Below are 16,897 nucleotides of genomic sequence, written 5' to 3'. Positions count from 1 at the left end.
TAAGTAGAAGTAGTTACTTATATTTATATAATTGACATCCCGTATAGTATTGCTTATAATTTCTGTGAAAGTTTAAGTTAAAAATAATTAAGTTATAAGATGTGGAGCAATGCTATGGATACTTTGTATAAACGGAGAGCTATAACTTTCCTAAAGAATCTGCACAGGATAAAACTTGGGCCAAGTAGAGAACCTCTAATGCAACATGTTAAAACTTGCTCAGGATGTAGAGACTGCTTGATGTATCGACCGTTAATAAAAAAAAGGGAAATACTTTTAAATGCTACTGAAGTAGCAGCTGGTATAAGCGTTGCACAAGCAGAAGAATTAAGGGCTGTACATCCTATACATTATTTTTATCCTAATGGTGATGAAATCCGCTTATCAAATGGAGATTTGGATCCTGATGTGTATTTTTATCTGAAAAACGTTGATGGATATGACGGCAGAGGCTTTACAGATCAGCAAATTTGGGATTATTTTAATATTAATAAATCAGAAGCTCAGAAGTTTAAATCAAAGCTTTTTGACGGTATTAAAGAACCAAAAGAAGATTACATTAACGGTCAAGGACTTAAAGCAATTAATAAATATAAAGAACAACATGGTGGACATTTTGCTACAAAAATTAAGTATCATAGCAAAAGTAATAAGTGACATCAGTAAAAAAACTTGAATCACTACTTAGAAATAAGTAGTGGTTTTTTATTCAGAAAATATAGAAGATATGGATTTTTACTTTACTAATAATGAAACAAATGAGAACCCTATTGATCTTGGTCTCACAGATTTAGTCAGTTACAGTGTCAACACTCAACACTCAATAGAACATGTTAAGGTCATTTATGACCTTAAAAAAAATAATTGTCTTATTGATGCAAAGCTATCAAATAAAATTTTGCTCACCGAAGTATCGCCTAAACTGATTAATCAATTAGCCTATTTGATCAAAAGAATGTTAGATGATTGTTTAATGATCTACAAAAAAAATTTTTTAACGAAAATGATTTTTGAAACTGATTTGGATGTGCTGGGAGTTGTTTATGACACCGTTAAAGTCTCTTGTTTTATAAAAACAAATAACCTGCCAGTTTCAGTAACAAGTTGGCAGATACTGAAGAATGCTCTTGAAAAGAGTATACAAGCCGAAAGAGCAGAAATTATTGAAAGACCGGCAACATTGCTAATTTTAAATTTAAAACGTAAGAAATTGCGTAATTTTACTATTATTTATGATTTTGCAAAAGATTCGAATGTTTTTCAATTGCCTTTTTCAACAACTTTGACTGATGCTTTAAGGGGGTTAATAGAGAGGTATTGTAATTTTAAAGGCACACATGAAGTCAGTTTGTATTTGCAATTTGATCTTTTGCAGCGCAATACACTTCAAATTAAAAAAGGTAGATTATATCCATCTCGTAAAATTCGAGAATTATCAATACCAGAAACTAAGTTTATTATTTCTCAGGTTAACCAAATGATGTCGTTAGTTTCCAACGCAAAGATATCAAGTTTTGAATTATCTAGGCAAAGAGATGGAACATATGGATCAAATTTTGAAGTAATTAATGATGAGCATCTCTCAAAAAAATATTCAAATATGTTTTGTGTAGATTATTTTACCAGTTGTGAGATAGCACAAACATTTCAAAGGGTATTAGATAAATATTCTTTACCTAAGTTATACAGAGAATGGATAAATACAGTTGCTGTTAATATATCTGTTAAATCTGGTAAATGGATAGATACTTTCAAATATTATAAGTTGCAGCATCAATTTGATAAAGATGAGAATGCTGTGGACCATGCAAAACATTTGGTAAATATAGCAAACAAGGAAATAAAAAATTATGGTAAAATTTGTGACTTTGACGTGGTTACACATCACGGAATGTTAACAGAACTAGAACTGCTAGTAAGTGATATTAATAAACTGAATTATCGGCCATTTAAGCCCATGAAATTGCCCTTAAATGCTTTACTAACTATAGAGCCCAAAGTTTATTATCGATTTAGATTAAGCCCCAATGGATATTATTTACTATCAGAAAGGTATTTGGGTTGGTCTAAACTATGAAAAGACTGTTTATGTTTTTAGTTAACGGTACTAACAAACTACCAGGTTATTTTAGCCATAAATTTAATTCAAATACAGATCGAATAATTCACCACACAGTTGAAAAAAACCATTTTAGTTTAAAGCCAACTTTAGCGCTTGTTAAAACGTTAGGAAATATAGCTAGGTATGTTGACTGGATAAGTCTATTTAGTATTCTAGCTGGAGTAATTATAGTTTCTACTAGTTTAATTGGGAATAATGGTAAATGGCGAAAAAAGGGACGCGGTTTAATAATTGCTGGTTATATTTGGATAATAGGCGCTCACTTTATAATAATTAGTGTGCCAGCAATGGGAAACTTTGGAAATATGAGAATCATAAGTTTTGCCCTAATGCTTATTGGACAAATACTGTTCTATGTGGTTTCAGCTGTGTTATATGCAATAGGTTCACATCAAGCGGAACTTTATGAAATGTCTTCACAATCGTCTAATCGAAGAAATGCAACTTCAGCTTATCATTTTATGATTGTAGTAATGCTTATAGGTGCATCGTCTTATTTTGTAGCTGGAATGTTCTAAGGAAAATAAAATGATGAAAAAAACTCATAACTTGATTGATTTATTTACTGAATATGGCCTAATTTTATTTATTTTTGTTTTACTTGTAGGAATAATTATGGTGATTTTCAATATTTGATTTAACAATTTTTTTTAAAGTTTTATTCAGTTAGTACCGTGAAGTAATATAGAAATTTATATTGTAATCTATTACGATGAATTTAATTAACTTATGGAGGAGATATTGTTTAAAAATTTATTAACGAACAAATCATATGACAAGCTATTGCTAAACGTTGAGGGAACTGCGTTTGGCATAATGATTTTTTGTGTTTTAGTATTTTTTCCTATTGTCCACTTCTTTCCAAAATTTAAATTATTAATTGTTTTTATTTTTCTAATCGCGGGAATAATCGGGTTTAGTATTTTTTTACTATGGAAATTAAGAGATTTCAAAGATTTTAAAGATCATGCTTATCCGTTGATATTTGAAGCTAGAGAAAAGGAAAGAGAACAGAAAAAGGGAAAGAAAGATGAGCGAAGGGCAAATAATGAGTTTGAAAACTTATAAGTTATATAGAACTATTAAAACGTTAGTTTTTGGGATAATGTTATATGTGGGAATTACTTTAATGTTTCTTGGCTCTGGAATAGGTCAATCGTATATTGTAAGAGAGAATGCTCAACAGGCGAGTAAGAGGTTAACAATTAAGAGCGCAGATAAAAATAGAAGAGAAGTTACATCATATGATGCTTCAAAAACAAAGTCGATCAATATTACCGAATTATGGCGAGCAAAAAAATATCCTGCTAATCCAATTGGCAGGATGTCTATCCCTGTTGTAAATATTCATAATCCATTATTTCAAGGATTTGGCTCACATAATCAAAATTTGAGCTATGGTGTTGTTACTGCTGTTAATGGTAGGACATTAGGAGCTAAAAATAATTATGTTCTTGCAGGCCATTACATGGGTAATTACGGGCCAGCAATCTTAGATAATCTTCATTATATGAAAACAGATGATATAATCTATGTTACTGATATGCACAGAATCTATGCATATCAGGCAAAAGTGATATCCTTTACCGTGAACCCTAATCAAATTGAAGTTGAAAATAATCAACCTGGGAATAGTTTAATTACTTTGATTACTTGTTCTGATTTTAACATCCCAAAATATGGTTATGGAAAGCATAGAACAGTTGTACAAGGCCAACTTATTGGCTCTGTACCCGCAACTAAAAACAATATGGTAAGGTGCGAATTAACAGATCGGGATAACCAGGCTAATAAAATAAGAGCGAATCAAGCTAAAACAATTGATCCTGCTACTAAAAAGGTAGTTTTGGTAAGAAAACCTGCTAGAACGAAACTTTATCAAAATATTTCTTTTAAACATATAGCAGCTTTTTATACGGGAGCTTTTCTATTGATAATGATAGCTTTTTTAATAAAAATATGGTTACCATTAAATTAGAGTGGGTAATAGTTTTAGAAGTTTAATTTTTATAGCTTATATCAAACTAAATGATATAATTAATTTGTAAGCTATATAGGTATTGACATGCTACACAGATATAATTCTGTGTGAACTTCAAAATTGAAGTATAGATAGTTTATTTCAAAGAGCTTTTAATAAAGCATGAAAGTATAACGAATTTTGACCTAAGAGTCATGCGAAATAATAAAAATACGGATTATAAAGGGAAACATTGAACAATTTCAATGTTCCTTTTTTGTGTAGGAAAGAAGGTGATGAATATAAGATAACAACGGGAAGAATTGATTGGTGAGTTTTATTAGAAAGGGAAGAAATGTTGTCGAGTAAAAAAACAGAGTCGAAAATTACTGATTTAGAAAGCAAATATGGGCATCTCACGCCAAATGGAATGAAAGATAGTGACTATCCTAATGAAAATTGCGTTAGATTTCTTCGATTTGCTGGTGGACAATGTCCAATTTGTGGTTCGGATCATTGGTGCCAAATCAATGTGACAGGCACAAAGGTTGTTTGTCAACGGGTAAAAAACGAGACGGATGTCATTAACGGTTTTAAATATAAATATACCATCAAGAAAATTGAAGGATATGTTTATCAACTGGTAGATGACAGCAAAGCAATAAAACTTGATAAAACAATTTTTAAAAGAAATTCAGTTTTTGAATTAGCTCCTACGTTTAATTTAGATACTATGTATCGATTAGTTTTAGCAGCTTATCCTTTACAGGATAAGCATAGGCAAAATTTAATTAATCGTGGTTTAACTGATCAAGAAATTGAACTTCATGGAAGTCGTGGTTTTGGCTCCTTTTATTATGCTGATGAAGATGGAAAAAGTATATTTGTTCAAGTTAAAGGTACAAAAAATAAAGACGGTAAAAGCGTCGTTATTTCTAGATGGACAAAGGCCTTAGAAAAGCTGAATTTGCCAAAAGATTTATGGCATGGTGTACCAGGTTTTTATAATGGTCAAGCAAGAGTGAAGGACGAAATAATTAAGTTTCCTGTGTTTTCTACTGCTAATGGCAAAAATTTTGGTGTTCAAGGGATGCTTATTCCATACTATAATGAATATAATCAGTTAGTAGCATTTCAGATAAGAATTGATGAACCAAAGAAATATGGAAGAATTACTAAGCCTTTAGAACGTAACCAAGGCCACTTAGAAGTTTATATTAAGAGTGATAATTATAAAGTTAACTTATACTCGTCCTTTGAGCCCTCAGGCAAAGTGATAGCAAATGGAAAACTTAATGGTGAGAAAGAAATTACACTTCATTACGGTGAAGATGTAATGAAGGAGAAATATACTTTCAAAGTTTTAACTCAGCCAAAATATTATTGGGTTTCGTCTAGTAGTGCGTGTAATGGTGCGGATACATACGGTAAATTACCGGTTCAAGTAGCATACAATCCTCGCGTTGCGAAGCTGAACCCTGATAATCCTGACGAGAGAAAAGAACTTGAAAAATATATTAATAAGCCAAAAGCTATTTGGGTCACTGAAGGAGGATTAAAAGGCTATATTGCCGCAAATTATTTACCTAAAGTATTTTCTGAAAAAGAACTAGATATTTTTGGTCGTGATGTTCTAGCAGTAGCTGGCGTTAATTCATATCATAAATTTTTACCAATGCTTAAAAAGCTTCACGTTAATTCAGTTACTATAGCATATGACATGGATATGTTGACCAATGACCAGGTAGCTCAAAATTATGTTGACCTCTTAGACTTTTTAATTGAAAATAAGTTTGGAGTCAATTTGGCTGTATGGGGCCCAGATCTAGCAAAAGGTATTGATGACGCTTTAGTTAACGGTGTTGATATTGAAATCGTAGGTTATGAATGAATAAATATAAAAAATTATTGGAAAGATTTAATAGCAAACCAAATGATTTCACTTTTGAAGAAGCCAAAAAGTTATTATCATATTCTGATTTTAAACTGGTTATGAAGGGACATTCAAGTGGTTCACGTGTACAGTTTAGATGCGATAATGTTAAAATTGATTTACATAGACCACATCCTAAGAACTATTTAAAGAAATATCAGCTTGAGGATATTGAAGAGAGCTTAAAGAAAGCAGGTAAATTATGAGTTTATTATCGTACAAAGGTTATACAGGCTCGATTGAGTTTTCTGCTGAGGACAATATCATGTATGGTAGAGTTTTAGGCCTTAAAAACTCAATAATTTCATATGAAGGAAAATCATTTCAAGAACTTGAAAATGACTTTAAAGATGGAATTAATGATTATCTGGCTAGCTGTATTGCGGAACACGAACAACCAGAAACAAGTAGCAAAGATAGCGTAAGAAAAGATTGGAATGTATTGTTAGATCAAGAACTTGCCTAGACTACTTTGTTTATAGAAAATAAAATAATATTTAATGAGGGATTTACTTTTTAGTATTTCTCTTTTTGTTTGGAGAAAAATGGATAAGAAGAACTGTAAAGCAAAAAAAGATAAAGGAATTAAATATAAAAAAACTGTAGATTTGAACAATCTTTTGGCCATACCTTTTCCGTGTGACACAGAAAACTTCTGCTTTTACATTATAAAGACAAGGGTTTTTATTGATGAACTAAGGCATGACACTAGGCTGCAGAAAAAGAATATAGACAGTTGGAATAAGTATGATTTAGATTACGAATTTAGAATTTGTGATCCTGAAGAAGTGCTTCATAATATGCTAGATTTTAACTCCGAATATGGACTTTTAATAAGTTGCAATAAAGTAAGTGAAATGGAGCCTTCATGCTTTTTACTTACCATAACAACTACTCAATTAGACTTGTTTATTAAGAACAGTAATTTTGAAAATGACACTTCTGCAAAAGACTATTGCAAAAGGATTATGTCTATTTGCAATAATAATGCCAAAGCCTGCATAGTTGAGTGTGATGAAGCTATGCCTAACAAGAACAATAAATGTGTAATAAGAACGAATTTTTAAAGGAACTTAAAAAATGACAAAAAAAGATGTACTAATTTTGGCTTACCATTATCATTTTGAAATTTGGACGAATGAGGTAGCTAGACACATATATTCTATTAACTATCGTGAACTGTTTTTAAACGATATGGATTTGGATAACATTGATAGTTGGGATTTAATTGCTTGTGAAGACAATAGAGACCCTGAAACTCAAAAATATAATCTTGAAGGTATTTTTAACGATGAAAGCTTTACTTATAATAATTTAACTTACAAAGAGCTTTTCGAAAGATTGAATACCATTTTTAAAGATGTTTCACAAACTAAAATACAATTAGCTGATAAGTGAAGATTAGAGGAAATATGAAAAATTATTGTAAATATTGTGATCCTGATATATTTGCTGACTTATCAGGAGATGAAAATGACCCATACAGAATACAAATTTTTAAATATCAAAATGATAATAAAAATTGGTTAAATATTGTGGATAAATCAATAACTAAGTTCACAGAAGCTGCAATTGAAGCTTCTATAAATATTAATTTCTGCCCTATATGTGGTAGAAAGTTGAATTAGGTTAAATAAAAGAAAAGGAAGAAAATATGAACTTTGTTGAGAATAAGGCAACTATTATACAAAAGGATCTGAAAAAAAAGAATATAACAAGTGTTGATACATTGTTTGAAGAAATAAAAAAAGGGGACTTGTTTAGGAAGGCTTCGTTAAATATGCAGCAACTTTTTCTTGAATTTTTACGAGAAGAGCTCTCAAAAAACTCAGGGAATTTGCCGATACTTTCTACAAGCGAGGTAGTAGGAAAATACTTAGCAAATAAGTATAGCGTGCTTAAACAAGAAGAGTTACACCTTATCTCAGTAAATAACCGATATAAACCTACTGCTGATTTTCTAATTAATATAGGTAAAAAAAACGCTAGCCAGGTCGATATTGGAGAGGTAATAAAAAGAACAGTACTAAGTAATGCTTCTGGCGTTTTTCTAGCACATAATCATCCATCGGGTGATTTAACACCTTCTCATGCAGATATGGAAGTCTGTAATCTTTTGATGAGCATTTTTGATAAAATTAATGTTACATTTTTGGATAATTTAATTATTGGTGAAGGCGAATATTTTTCTTTTCGAGAAAAAGGACTATTCATTGCTGATGAAAACTAGCGTAAGCTTATTTCAAGATGTCAAAGAAAAATGGCAAATTATTCAAGCTAAATATTTCCCTATAAATTTTAATTCAAGAGTTTTTTCCTTTACTGACGTTAGTGAGGGATTCGGCATTGAATTTACATTGCCAAATAGCCACATTCATCATTTTTTTATTAATGTTAAAATTACTCAGGAGAAGTTATTGATGTGCCAACGTAAATATCCTTTGCATAGAATTATCTTATTAGAAGTTGCAAAGGATATTATCTATCAAATCGGAAATTATCAGATCGATGAAGCTATTGATCCAAAATTTTGCCAAATAAATCATTATGGTAGTTTTGAATTGAATTGTTTACATACTGATGAGGATTTTTTACTTGAGATTGCCCAAGCAATGGCAGTTGGAGCAAAGTTTCCTGAATATGATCAAAATGTCGATGCAAGGTTTAAGCTATTGGAACCCTTTAATAATCATCAACTTTTTTTGATTAAAGAAATATATAGAAGAATTGCTAAAAAATTTAATTTTGTAGTTAAAGATCTAATATTAGGCTCCTTTTATAAAGAAATGCAATTACAAAAGTATCAAATGGCTACACTTAGTTTGCAGTTTAAAAATGGAATTAATTCTATAAACATTAATATATTTAGAAATCAAATACAGAAACTTGTTAGAAATTATGAAATAAATGAAGACCAGGCAATTTATTTTATTATTAAGACTTTTTTTAAACAGAGGATTTTAAATCTCGATACTACTCCACTAGCTAATCGAGAATGTAAAAAAAATGAAGAAAATAATTTATTGGAAATTAAGCAAGAGAGAGCTTTATTAATAAAAATTGCAAATAATTTTCCGAATAATTTTTTCGAACTAATTAATTAAATTAATGAATGTGTCTATGGCTCGGTTATGTATGACTTATTTAATGGGACATAGAACATGGAAACTAAAAATCATATTGAACAGCTGGAACTTTTTAGTTCATTAATGGCCAAGACAAAGCAGAGAAAAAAATTGTTGGTTGATCGAAATCAATTTGATAAATCTCCAACCCTTTTTCATAAGTTTAAGCAATTGGCTCGAGTTATATATCACTCTTATTTGTGGGATGATGAACAGATACTCAAAGCGGCTAGAATTTTATACCCATATATCGACTTTAAAACGTGTGCATCCCAGAAAAATAGGAAAGTAATAGAAACACGATTTGTTTCAGATAAGACCCAAATGAAATTAAAATTATTTGGAAAAAGCGATCAAACTTATTGTCGTTCTATTTATTATAAATTAGAGAGGAATCAATATTACAAACGCTTTTTAATCTTATCTGATGCTAAAGAACTTGTCGCACATTATACTGACACTTATTATCGATGTAATAAGCCTTTTGTGCGTTACTCCTATATCTCAAAAGAATATTTACTAGGTTATGCTTATTTAATTTCGAATATTAAAGCAAAAATATATGGTAAAGACGCCCATTGGATAAGTCTTATAAATTTTGAACTTAAAGATGTATTTAAAGGATTGATTGCGGGGACAAGATCTAAAAATTATGCTTACTATGATTATGTATTGGCACATCTTAATATTGCTGATAAGCGACAGCAGGAGATTGTAAGGGATTATAAATTAATGCAGGAGCTATATCTTTCAATAGGTAAAGAAAATAAGTTGGTTAGATGGAATGGACTTGTAAGTTATAAGCAATTGATTGATTACATCCATAACTTTTTGGACAGCAACTTTATAGTTGTTCCTACTAAACGTAGCTTAATACCAAAACCAAAAGAAAGAGCATTCTTTTAAGTTGTTAAAATGAAGATTTATCTTTTATTATAAAAGATAAAAAGTTTATTTAATATCGTGGTTAAGAAAATTAATCACAAAAAGAGTCCTTAGAAAGGAGGCCATTAGCCTTACTTTTTGAGGACCCTTTTTATTCTATTTGAACAATGAGTATGTTATTAAAAAATTTTGACACACGACAGATTTGCTTGCTGTCTACTATTAAAACTTAAAAAAATATTTGATATTTGTCCAGAAAAATACTTAGAGGTTTGTAAATATTTTTGATTTTAATTGATAGATATAAAAAAGACTGTCCCACGAATAACTTTGGCGAGTTATGGAATCAGTCTAAAAATAGTCCAATAATGAAACTAACCAGCTTTAAAGCGGTTGTTTAACATTTAGAAGAGTCTTTTTTCAAAGATTCTTTTATAAACTTATTATATCATGTCTAGGTTAGCTTTGCCTAGATACTTGGCTGAAATTATATATTATATTTTTAAATCTGTAAATCTGACTTGTTTAATTCATTTTTATATTATTCAATGGGAAATAAAAATCTGTTATAATAAAAACGAATTGAAAGCGAATAGTTTTGAGGGCGACTGGCTGTTTACACACGAAAAAGGAGAGGTTGCTTATGGCAAGAAATTCTTTAAAGGGTTGTATAGCTGTTGAGCGTTTACGAAGCACTGAAATTAGCGCTAGAATTTGCAACGTTTATTATTGTTTTGCTAACCTATATAGGCAACAACAAGAAATAAAAAGAGCCGTCCTTCATTACTTTGGCGAGTTATTAGGATAGCTTTTAAAAAAGTCCAATAATGGAGCCGACCGCCTTTAAAGCGGAAGCTCGATATTCATTGAAGTTTTGTTTTTACAGAACTTCTTTTTTTATTTTACAAATATATTATATTATTTATTAATTGACTTTGCATATTAATCTGATTAATTTTTGAAAAAATTTTTAACAGTGGGCAAATGGTTTACTTCAATGATAACTGGATATTGGCTATTATACGTAAGTTAAGATACATAATATAACTAAAGTAGATGCAAATAATACTGACTATAAGAATTTGTTGCTGATTAGGCTTTCAATGAATAGAAATGATTAAGTTTAATTATCAAGAACCACGACTATTGGTGTATGCATAGCCGATTTTGTCAATAACGAAAAATGTAATAAAATAAAAAAGCTAAGTTTTTAAACTAAGCTTTTTTTGTATAATAAAGTTTTATTAGACGGAATATAGATGTGTATTAAACATGAGTATATATAAAAATAGATAGTTAATTAAATATATAGTTTCACAAGAAGGTTGGTAAATTTGAAAAAATAGCTATCGTTCATATCCACAATCTGTCTTGTATATACCGAATTAATGGTATGAAGATAGTATAACATTTAATAGATAATAGTGGAAGAAAAAACTAATAAATATTTTACTATAAAAAATTTAAATATTTGCATATATTGAATATTTTTACGCCTAATTCGTTAAAATAATAGATAATTTTTATTTAAAAAAATCTATAAATAACATGTGTTTTTAACAAAATATATCCTTGGAAGAAGTGATTTTGTTTTATTCTCTCAAACATTAGTATTTGTAACAATACTAAGAGTTTTTAGTGAGACTGTAGAATTAATAAAAATTATTATCGAACAAAACCATGTTCTATTTTGAGTGAAATGAAATTATTCAAATGTAATCAAATAAATTATCGTAGACTTTTATTTGACAATGCAAAGAAAGAAGGAAAGATAAGATAAGTATGGCTTATTTGAGACGAGCACCGAAGGTAATAGAAGAAGAACTACTTGATCGCACACGTAAAGTTAATCAAAGATTTAATTTTCCAACAGATAAAGATCTCAAAGTTTATTTAAGACTTAAACCAGATGGCTCAGTATTTCTAAATAAGGATAAATCAATAGGGATGATTCTTTTATCCGACCATGATTTATTACAAAAAATTTACTCTGGGATACCTTTTTCGATTGAAGAAAGAATATAAAGTTTTTTAGTTAGCATTTTCCAAAAAATGAACTTATCAATGTTAGAAGTCTTTAACTAGGTATTATTATAGGTAGCCTATTTATAAAAAGAAAATGTCCATCAATTCTTTTATTGACAAAAATATAAGGCTTATAGAGAGCTGCAATTCAATTTTTCTTTTGAAACATAAAGAGAAAAAGGATTTGTGGCTTTTCTTTTTGTTTATATGGTTGAAAGATAGGAAGGAGGAATAAATATGTCAGATACAATTAAAACCTCATATGCTAAATTTATAGAAACTCATGCCAAATCAATTAGATACTGGGCAGGCCTATTTGCTACTTATTTTGGAATGAAAGCTTCTACATTAATTACCCTGGCTGCTACAAAATATAATCCAGACCCACGCACTTCCGGCGATGCCGCAGGTGCCAATACTTTTGCTGATATATTTTTTGGCTTTTTAGCGCCAACACAAGATTTTGCAACGGTGATCTTAATTATAGCTGCAGTTATTTGTGGGATGAAAATTGGAGCTTCTGCTGTGACCAGTGATCCAAGAAGTCGTACTAACTCTATTGTTGGTTTGTTTTTTATCATAGTCGGAGAAGTAGTTGTTCTTCATGCACAAGCGTTAGTTGGTATGGCTACACACATTTCTGTTAATAATTCTTAGCTATGATTATAGATTTTCTAATTAGAAAGGAAGTGTACAGGTGGGAGTTACTAGACAAGAGCTAATAGTTAATCTTTCTGGACCGCAAAAAAAAGTATTAGGTTTTGCAACTTGGCTACAAGTAAGTATTTCAGCTGCAGGCTTAATTATTGGAAGTATCATTTATACAATTTTGAATAATATTTTGACTGCTATAGGAGTAAGTTCTGGAACTGCAATTGTATTTTCTGCAATGTTCTTTGTAGCTACAGTTGTACCTTTTGCCGTTATTGCTTTTAAACCAATTAGGGACAAGCAAGGGGATCTACTGTATTACGAAGACACTCAGCTACTTATTAATTACCGCTTTCTAAGACGGGAAGTAGGAACTTATATTAATATTCAACCTAACCGTCATTTTGTTAACGAGCGGTTGCCATATTTTAAACAGCATCCTATTGATTGAAAGAAAGGAAAATAGCATGTCAAACAAGAAAATACAACGATTAAATGGCAAGAATACTAAGCAGAACAAGGCAGGAATGGTTTTTGGATTGACTTTAGCTTTTTGGATTATTGCTATTTTAGATATGGTTTTTGTGGCACACGACAATATTTTTTTAATTATTATAGTTTCTATAGGAATATGGGCTGTTGGTTTAACCATTGCAAAGCCTGGCCAGATTGCTGTTAGTTTTCAAGAAAATGGATTTTGGAAAACCTTATTAGGTCAGGGCTCAAGCCAAAGTAGACTAGGACAACGTAGGAGACGTTAAAAACGCTAAATTTAGCAGCCAACCTTTATAGGTTGGCTGTTTGCTTTAACGTATTTTAAGAGAGGTGTTTAATATTTTATTACTTATATCTTTACTTGTTATTATGGTAGCTCTTATTGTAGGAGGAATAATTATTTACCATCATTCCCAGCAACAAGATTTTGATATGACGCCTAGAGATAAAGCTGGAGATAGCTTAGGTAACAGTGAAGAAGATGTGGAAAACAATCCTGCCGAATCACCTGTTTATGAAGAGGAAATTACATATGATGACTGGGTAAATTGGGAAAATTTATTACAAGAAGCAGGAATAATTGATATACGAGATGGAATGATTGAATACGAAACTGGTGATAATTCTAGGATGTTTATTGCCTTAGCAGAAATGCAACAATCTAATCCGTATTTAAAGACTCCAGAAGAATTACTACAGCAAAATGCTATTCAAGAGGTTTTTTTTAATAGTATTCGTGAGCCTTTAAAAATTACATCTCAAAGTCAACGAGTTGAGATGACTAATTTTTTAAATCAACTTAAGGAAAATTCACAAAAAATTATTGGTTCAAATACTCAAATGAAGAATTATGCGACTGAGGTAATTGAAGATACCCTTAATTATCAGCAACAGGCAGAGCGATTTGAAAATAAAGCTTATTTGCAGTTCATGGCAGTTATTAAGCCAGAAGAGGTTTATGGTGATTCTGTTGAGACATTAGAGGAACAAATCCATGAGAAAGCTTTTGAAAAATTATCTCGACAAATTGAACGAGCAAATGGTTTGTTGCGCAGAGCAGATCATGCGTTAGCACCCTTAGCATCTTTTGGATTAATTGAAGTTCTGTACAAAACTTTTAATCGAAAGTCTTCTGTAAAAATTCGTCTAGAAAATATTATAAAACAGCAAAAATACCAAATATTCACTAGTGCCAAGCAACCAGATAAGTTCTACAAAGAAGTGCAGCAGCGAATACATATTGAAGAAAAGGCGATAAATCATGCCCGAGATATACTTTTGAAGGAACAGAAAGAGAAAAATGACGAATTATTGGCGAAAGGTAAAGATTATTATAGTGAAGAAAATAATGAAAATAGCACGAATAAGGATAATGTATTAGAGACTTTTGATTTTAAAGATTTAAATTAATAAAAGAGGTAGGGTTAGTATGAGCTTAAGTTCATTTTTACGAAAAAATAAGTTTACTAAAGATGAAGTAGATAATAGCGAATCAGAAGTTAATGAAACCGCAGGTGAAACTGACAATGAAGATATGGATTACTCTTATGTTGATCTAAGCAACGAAGAGAATTCTGATGAGGAAATTGAACAAAATGAATATGATAAAAAACATAAAACTCCAAGTTCTATTCTGGGTCAGCCATCATTATTTAATATAATTGGTCCATCTTATTGGTCGACAGATGACTTTATGCAAGATGAATTCGTTATGCGAGAAAATATGAGGTCAAAGACGTATGGTATTGCAGCCTATGTGCCTCCATCTGGCTATCCACGAACCCTAGATACAACAGTTTTCCAAGACTTATTAGCACAAGGTAATGTAGATGTGACTCTGGACATAGTGCCTCAGTCACGTAGGTTTACCATGAGAAATTTATCAAATATGCTTAATATTATCGAAGCTAATGCCGAGTATCAAAAAGAAAAAGGACAAACATTTCAAGAGAGGGACAATATTGCTAAGTATAGCGATATTGATAATTTTCTTGACCAAGTACAATTTGATGAAAATAGAATGTATGATGTGGCAATTAGCGTAATAGTATATGGATCAAGCGATCGAGAAGTAAACCAAAATTTTGGAATTGTAGCTGATTTATTGGCCAATGAAAATTTGTCAATTACTCCTTATGCTAAAAGACAAAAAAGTGGTTATTTAACAACCATTCCAATCGGCGCAAGGATTAGCTATTTAAATGATACATATAGAAATGTTGATAGAAAAGCTTTAGCAGTTATGGATGTAGCTAGAAATGCATCAGGCAGATTTAATGGCGGCATCCCTTTCGGCAACAACCAGGCAACACCATCACAAAACACAGAATTTTTAAATATTTTTGGTACAGATACTCATCGCCCCATTAACTACAACATGGGTATAGTTGGAGAAGCAGGTAGTGGTAAATCTGCTGCAAACAAAATAAAAATGGCCAGAGAAATATCTATTTTGGGCTTGGAACACAGATCAATAGATCCAGACGGCGAATATATACTTTTAGCTAAGCGATTAGGACAGCTGAATCTGACAATAACTGCCAATGCTCAGTTTGTTATTAATCCATGTGCTCTGTCTTTGTTTGAAACTCCACTAGAAGAAGAAACTATGACAGACGAAAATGGACAACAATTAAGTATTGATGAAATGGAAGAAAGAATACGTCTAGACGACAATGATCATCGCATAGTTACAACTCACAAGGACGGTGGAAGATATATACAACAAGTGAATATTTCTCAAATGCTTGCAAACATTAAAGGCTTTGTAAATGTAATTCTTACAAGTAATGAAAGTGAATCAAAAATGAGCGTTGGTGAGGAGAAAAGACTAGAAGATGCTGTTAATTCAGTTGTCAATAGCATGGGAATAACTACGGACCCTAATAGCCTTTTTTCAAATAAAGCAGGCATGGTTGACGACGTATATCATGATAGATTACCTAAGCTTGAGCCAACTTTAACTGACATTTATAAAGAGTTAGAAATTCAAAATACAGATGAAAATGGAGAAATTGATCCTAAGGTTGAACGTCTGATGGATGCGCTTAAACTCTATTTGCGTGATGGAAAGCGTCCTATATTTGACGGTCAAACATATTTTGGTAAAGGACGATCTCAGTTACTCAATGATTATAAGTATGTAAATTTTAATATTTCCCAACTGGATGGCTCAATTAAAAGGGTTGCCTACTATGTTATTACGCAATATCTGTGGGAACGATGGATGAAAAATCCAGCCAAAGCAATGGTTAAAAAAGTTCTTGATGCAGACGAGATACTTCAATTTATTGATGATCCGGAAATGTCATCTTTCTTTGAAACTATTGTTAGACGAGATAGAAAAAGGAATGGCTCTATTACTTGGCTTACACAGGATATTGAACGTTTTCAAGGGAACCCGCAAGCTAAAGCATTAGTGACTAATTCAGAGTTTATGTTTGTTTTGGCTACAAAGCCTGAGCATAGAAGACTAATGAAAGAAACTGTTGATTTAACTGATGGAGCTCTAGACATTTTAACAGGTAACCCTGAGCCTGGTGAAGGAATTCTAAGACAAGAAGGGGAGAGTATATGGATTAGAACTAATCCAAGTCTTAAGGAAATGCAATTTGTTGAGTCGAATCGTGCTATTGGCCAAGCACGAAAACATAGAATGGAAATTGACGCTATAAATAAAGCCATTGGCTAGGGGATGCTAA

21 protein-coding genes are annotated in these 16,897 nt (G+C 31.1%); all 21 read left to right on the top strand.

Annotated elements, in window-relative coordinates; all coding sequences use genetic code 11:
* Positions 1 to 198 precede the first annotated feature (198 nt).
* The 21 genes from ACFQ32_RS08485 (at position 199) to ACFQ32_RS08385 (ending at position 16,887) form a co-directional block, all read left to right on the top strand.
* A complete protein-coding gene (locus tag ACFQ32_RS08485; RefSeq protein ID WP_143435154.1) occupies positions 199 to 657 on the top strand; it encodes a hypothetical protein in 459 nt (152 codons plus the stop codon).
* A 40-nt stretch (positions 658 to 697) separates the two neighbouring features.
* Positions 698 to 2,077 carry a hypothetical protein gene (locus ACFQ32_RS08480; protein WP_046325862.1) on the top strand — a complete coding sequence of 460 codons (1,380 nt, stop codon included), beginning with the start codon at positions 698 to 700 and terminating at the stop codon, positions 2,075 to 2,077.
* 11 nt (positions 2,078 to 2,088) lie between these two features.
* Complete coding sequence (locus ACFQ32_RS08475) at positions 2,089 to 2,640, top strand: hypothetical protein (protein ID WP_046325861.1); 552 nt, start codon at positions 2,089 to 2,091, stop codon at positions 2,638 to 2,640.
* Positions 2,641 to 2,863: 223 nt separating this feature from the next.
* The gene (locus ACFQ32_RS08470) at positions 2,864 to 3,190 is read left to right on the top strand and encodes a hypothetical protein (protein ID WP_046325860.1); all 327 of its coding nucleotides are present in this window, start codon (positions 2,864 to 2,866) and stop codon (positions 3,188 to 3,190) included.
* Positions 3,171 to 4,100 carry a class A sortase gene (locus ACFQ32_RS08465; protein WP_046325859.1) on the top strand — a complete coding sequence of 310 codons (930 nt, stop codon included), beginning with the start codon at positions 3,171 to 3,173 and terminating at the stop codon, positions 4,098 to 4,100. Before ACFQ32_RS08470 ends, ACFQ32_RS08465 begins: the two co-directional genes overlap by 20 nt.
* Positions 4,101 to 4,437: 337 nt before the next feature.
* Positions 4,438 to 5,973: a DUF3854 domain-containing protein gene (locus tag ACFQ32_RS08460; protein ID WP_046325858.1), complete on the top strand. Its 1,536-nt coding sequence runs from the start codon at positions 4,438 to 4,440 to the stop codon at positions 5,971 to 5,973.
* Positions 5,970 to 6,221 (top strand): type II toxin-antitoxin system HicA family toxin, encoded by a 252-nt coding sequence (locus tag ACFQ32_RS08455; protein ID WP_046325857.1) that lies wholly within the window; start codon positions 5,970 to 5,972, stop codon positions 6,219 to 6,221. Before ACFQ32_RS08460 ends, ACFQ32_RS08455 begins: the two co-directional genes overlap by 4 nt.
* On the top strand, positions 6,218 to 6,481 hold the full coding sequence (locus tag ACFQ32_RS08450) for a hypothetical protein (protein ID WP_046325856.1): 264 nt from the start codon (positions 6,218 to 6,220) through the stop codon (positions 6,479 to 6,481). Before ACFQ32_RS08455 ends, ACFQ32_RS08450 begins: the two co-directional genes overlap by 4 nt.
* 79 nt (positions 6,482 to 6,560) lie before the next feature.
* A complete protein-coding gene (locus ACFQ32_RS08445; RefSeq protein ID WP_046325855.1) occupies positions 6,561 to 7,082 on the top strand; it encodes a hypothetical protein in 522 nt (173 codons plus the stop codon).
* Positions 7,083 to 7,095: 13 nt separating this feature from the next.
* Positions 7,096 to 7,413, top strand: coding sequence for a hypothetical protein (locus tag ACFQ32_RS08440; protein ID WP_046325854.1), 318 nt, complete (start codon positions 7,096 to 7,098; stop codon positions 7,411 to 7,413).
* Positions 7,414 to 7,427: 14 nt separating this feature from the next.
* Positions 7,428 to 7,643 carry a hypothetical protein gene (locus tag ACFQ32_RS08435; protein ID WP_046325853.1) on the top strand — a complete coding sequence of 72 codons (216 nt, stop codon included), beginning with the start codon at positions 7,428 to 7,430 and terminating at the stop codon, positions 7,641 to 7,643.
* A 26-nt stretch (positions 7,644 to 7,669) separates the two neighbouring features.
* A complete protein-coding gene (locus ACFQ32_RS08430; RefSeq protein WP_052724694.1) occupies positions 7,670 to 8,245 on the top strand; it encodes a JAB domain-containing protein in 576 nt (191 codons plus the stop codon).
* Positions 8,235 to 9,119: a hypothetical protein gene (locus tag ACFQ32_RS08425; protein WP_046325852.1), complete on the top strand. Its 885-nt coding sequence runs from the start codon at positions 8,235 to 8,237 to the stop codon at positions 9,117 to 9,119. Before ACFQ32_RS08430 ends, ACFQ32_RS08425 begins: the two co-directional genes overlap by 11 nt.
* Positions 9,120 to 9,176: 57 nt before the next feature.
* Entirely contained in the window at positions 9,177 to 10,046 is an 870-nt protein-coding gene (locus tag ACFQ32_RS08420; RefSeq protein ID WP_046325851.1) for a hypothetical protein, read from the top strand.
* Positions 10,047 to 10,668: 622 nt separating this feature from the next.
* Positions 10,669 to 10,833 carry a hypothetical protein gene (locus ACFQ32_RS10305; protein ID WP_167334251.1) on the top strand — a complete coding sequence of 55 codons (165 nt, stop codon included), beginning with the start codon at positions 10,669 to 10,671 and terminating at the stop codon, positions 10,831 to 10,833.
* A gap of 974 nt (positions 10,834 to 11,807) precedes the next feature.
* On the top strand, positions 11,808 to 12,050 hold the full coding sequence (locus tag ACFQ32_RS08410; RefSeq protein ID WP_046325850.1) for a hypothetical protein: 243 nt from the start codon (positions 11,808 to 11,810) through the stop codon (positions 12,048 to 12,050).
* Positions 12,051 to 12,287: 237 nt separating this feature from the next.
* The gene (locus ACFQ32_RS08405; protein WP_052724693.1) at positions 12,288 to 12,707 is read left to right on the top strand and encodes a hypothetical protein; all 420 of its coding nucleotides are present in this window, start codon (positions 12,288 to 12,290) and stop codon (positions 12,705 to 12,707) included.
* A gap of 40 nt (positions 12,708 to 12,747) precedes the next feature.
* Positions 12,748 to 13,152, top strand: coding sequence for a hypothetical protein (locus ACFQ32_RS08400; RefSeq protein ID WP_046325849.1), 405 nt, complete (start codon positions 12,748 to 12,750; stop codon positions 13,150 to 13,152).
* A 16-nt stretch (positions 13,153 to 13,168) separates the two neighbouring features.
* A complete protein-coding gene (locus tag ACFQ32_RS08395; RefSeq protein ID WP_046325848.1) occupies positions 13,169 to 13,462 on the top strand; it encodes a hypothetical protein in 294 nt (97 codons plus the stop codon).
* Positions 13,463 to 13,526: 64 nt separating this feature from the next.
* A complete protein-coding gene (locus tag ACFQ32_RS08390) occupies positions 13,527 to 14,606 on the top strand; it encodes a hypothetical protein (RefSeq protein WP_244885272.1) in 1,080 nt (359 codons plus the stop codon).
* A 19-nt stretch (positions 14,607 to 14,625) separates the two neighbouring features.
* Entirely contained in the window at positions 14,626 to 16,887 is a 2,262-nt protein-coding gene (locus tag ACFQ32_RS08385) for a VirB4 family type IV secretion system protein (RefSeq protein ID WP_046325847.1), read from the top strand.
* The last annotated feature ends 10 nt before the right edge of the window (positions 16,888 to 16,897 follow it).

This window comes from Lactobacillus melliventris, from assembly GCF_042679465.1.
Taxonomy (GTDB): Bacteria; Bacillota; Bacilli; order Lactobacillales; family Lactobacillaceae; genus Lactobacillus; species Lactobacillus melliventris.
Note: the sequence above shows the minus strand (reverse complement) of the source record. Positions and strands in the feature narration are given on the sequence as shown.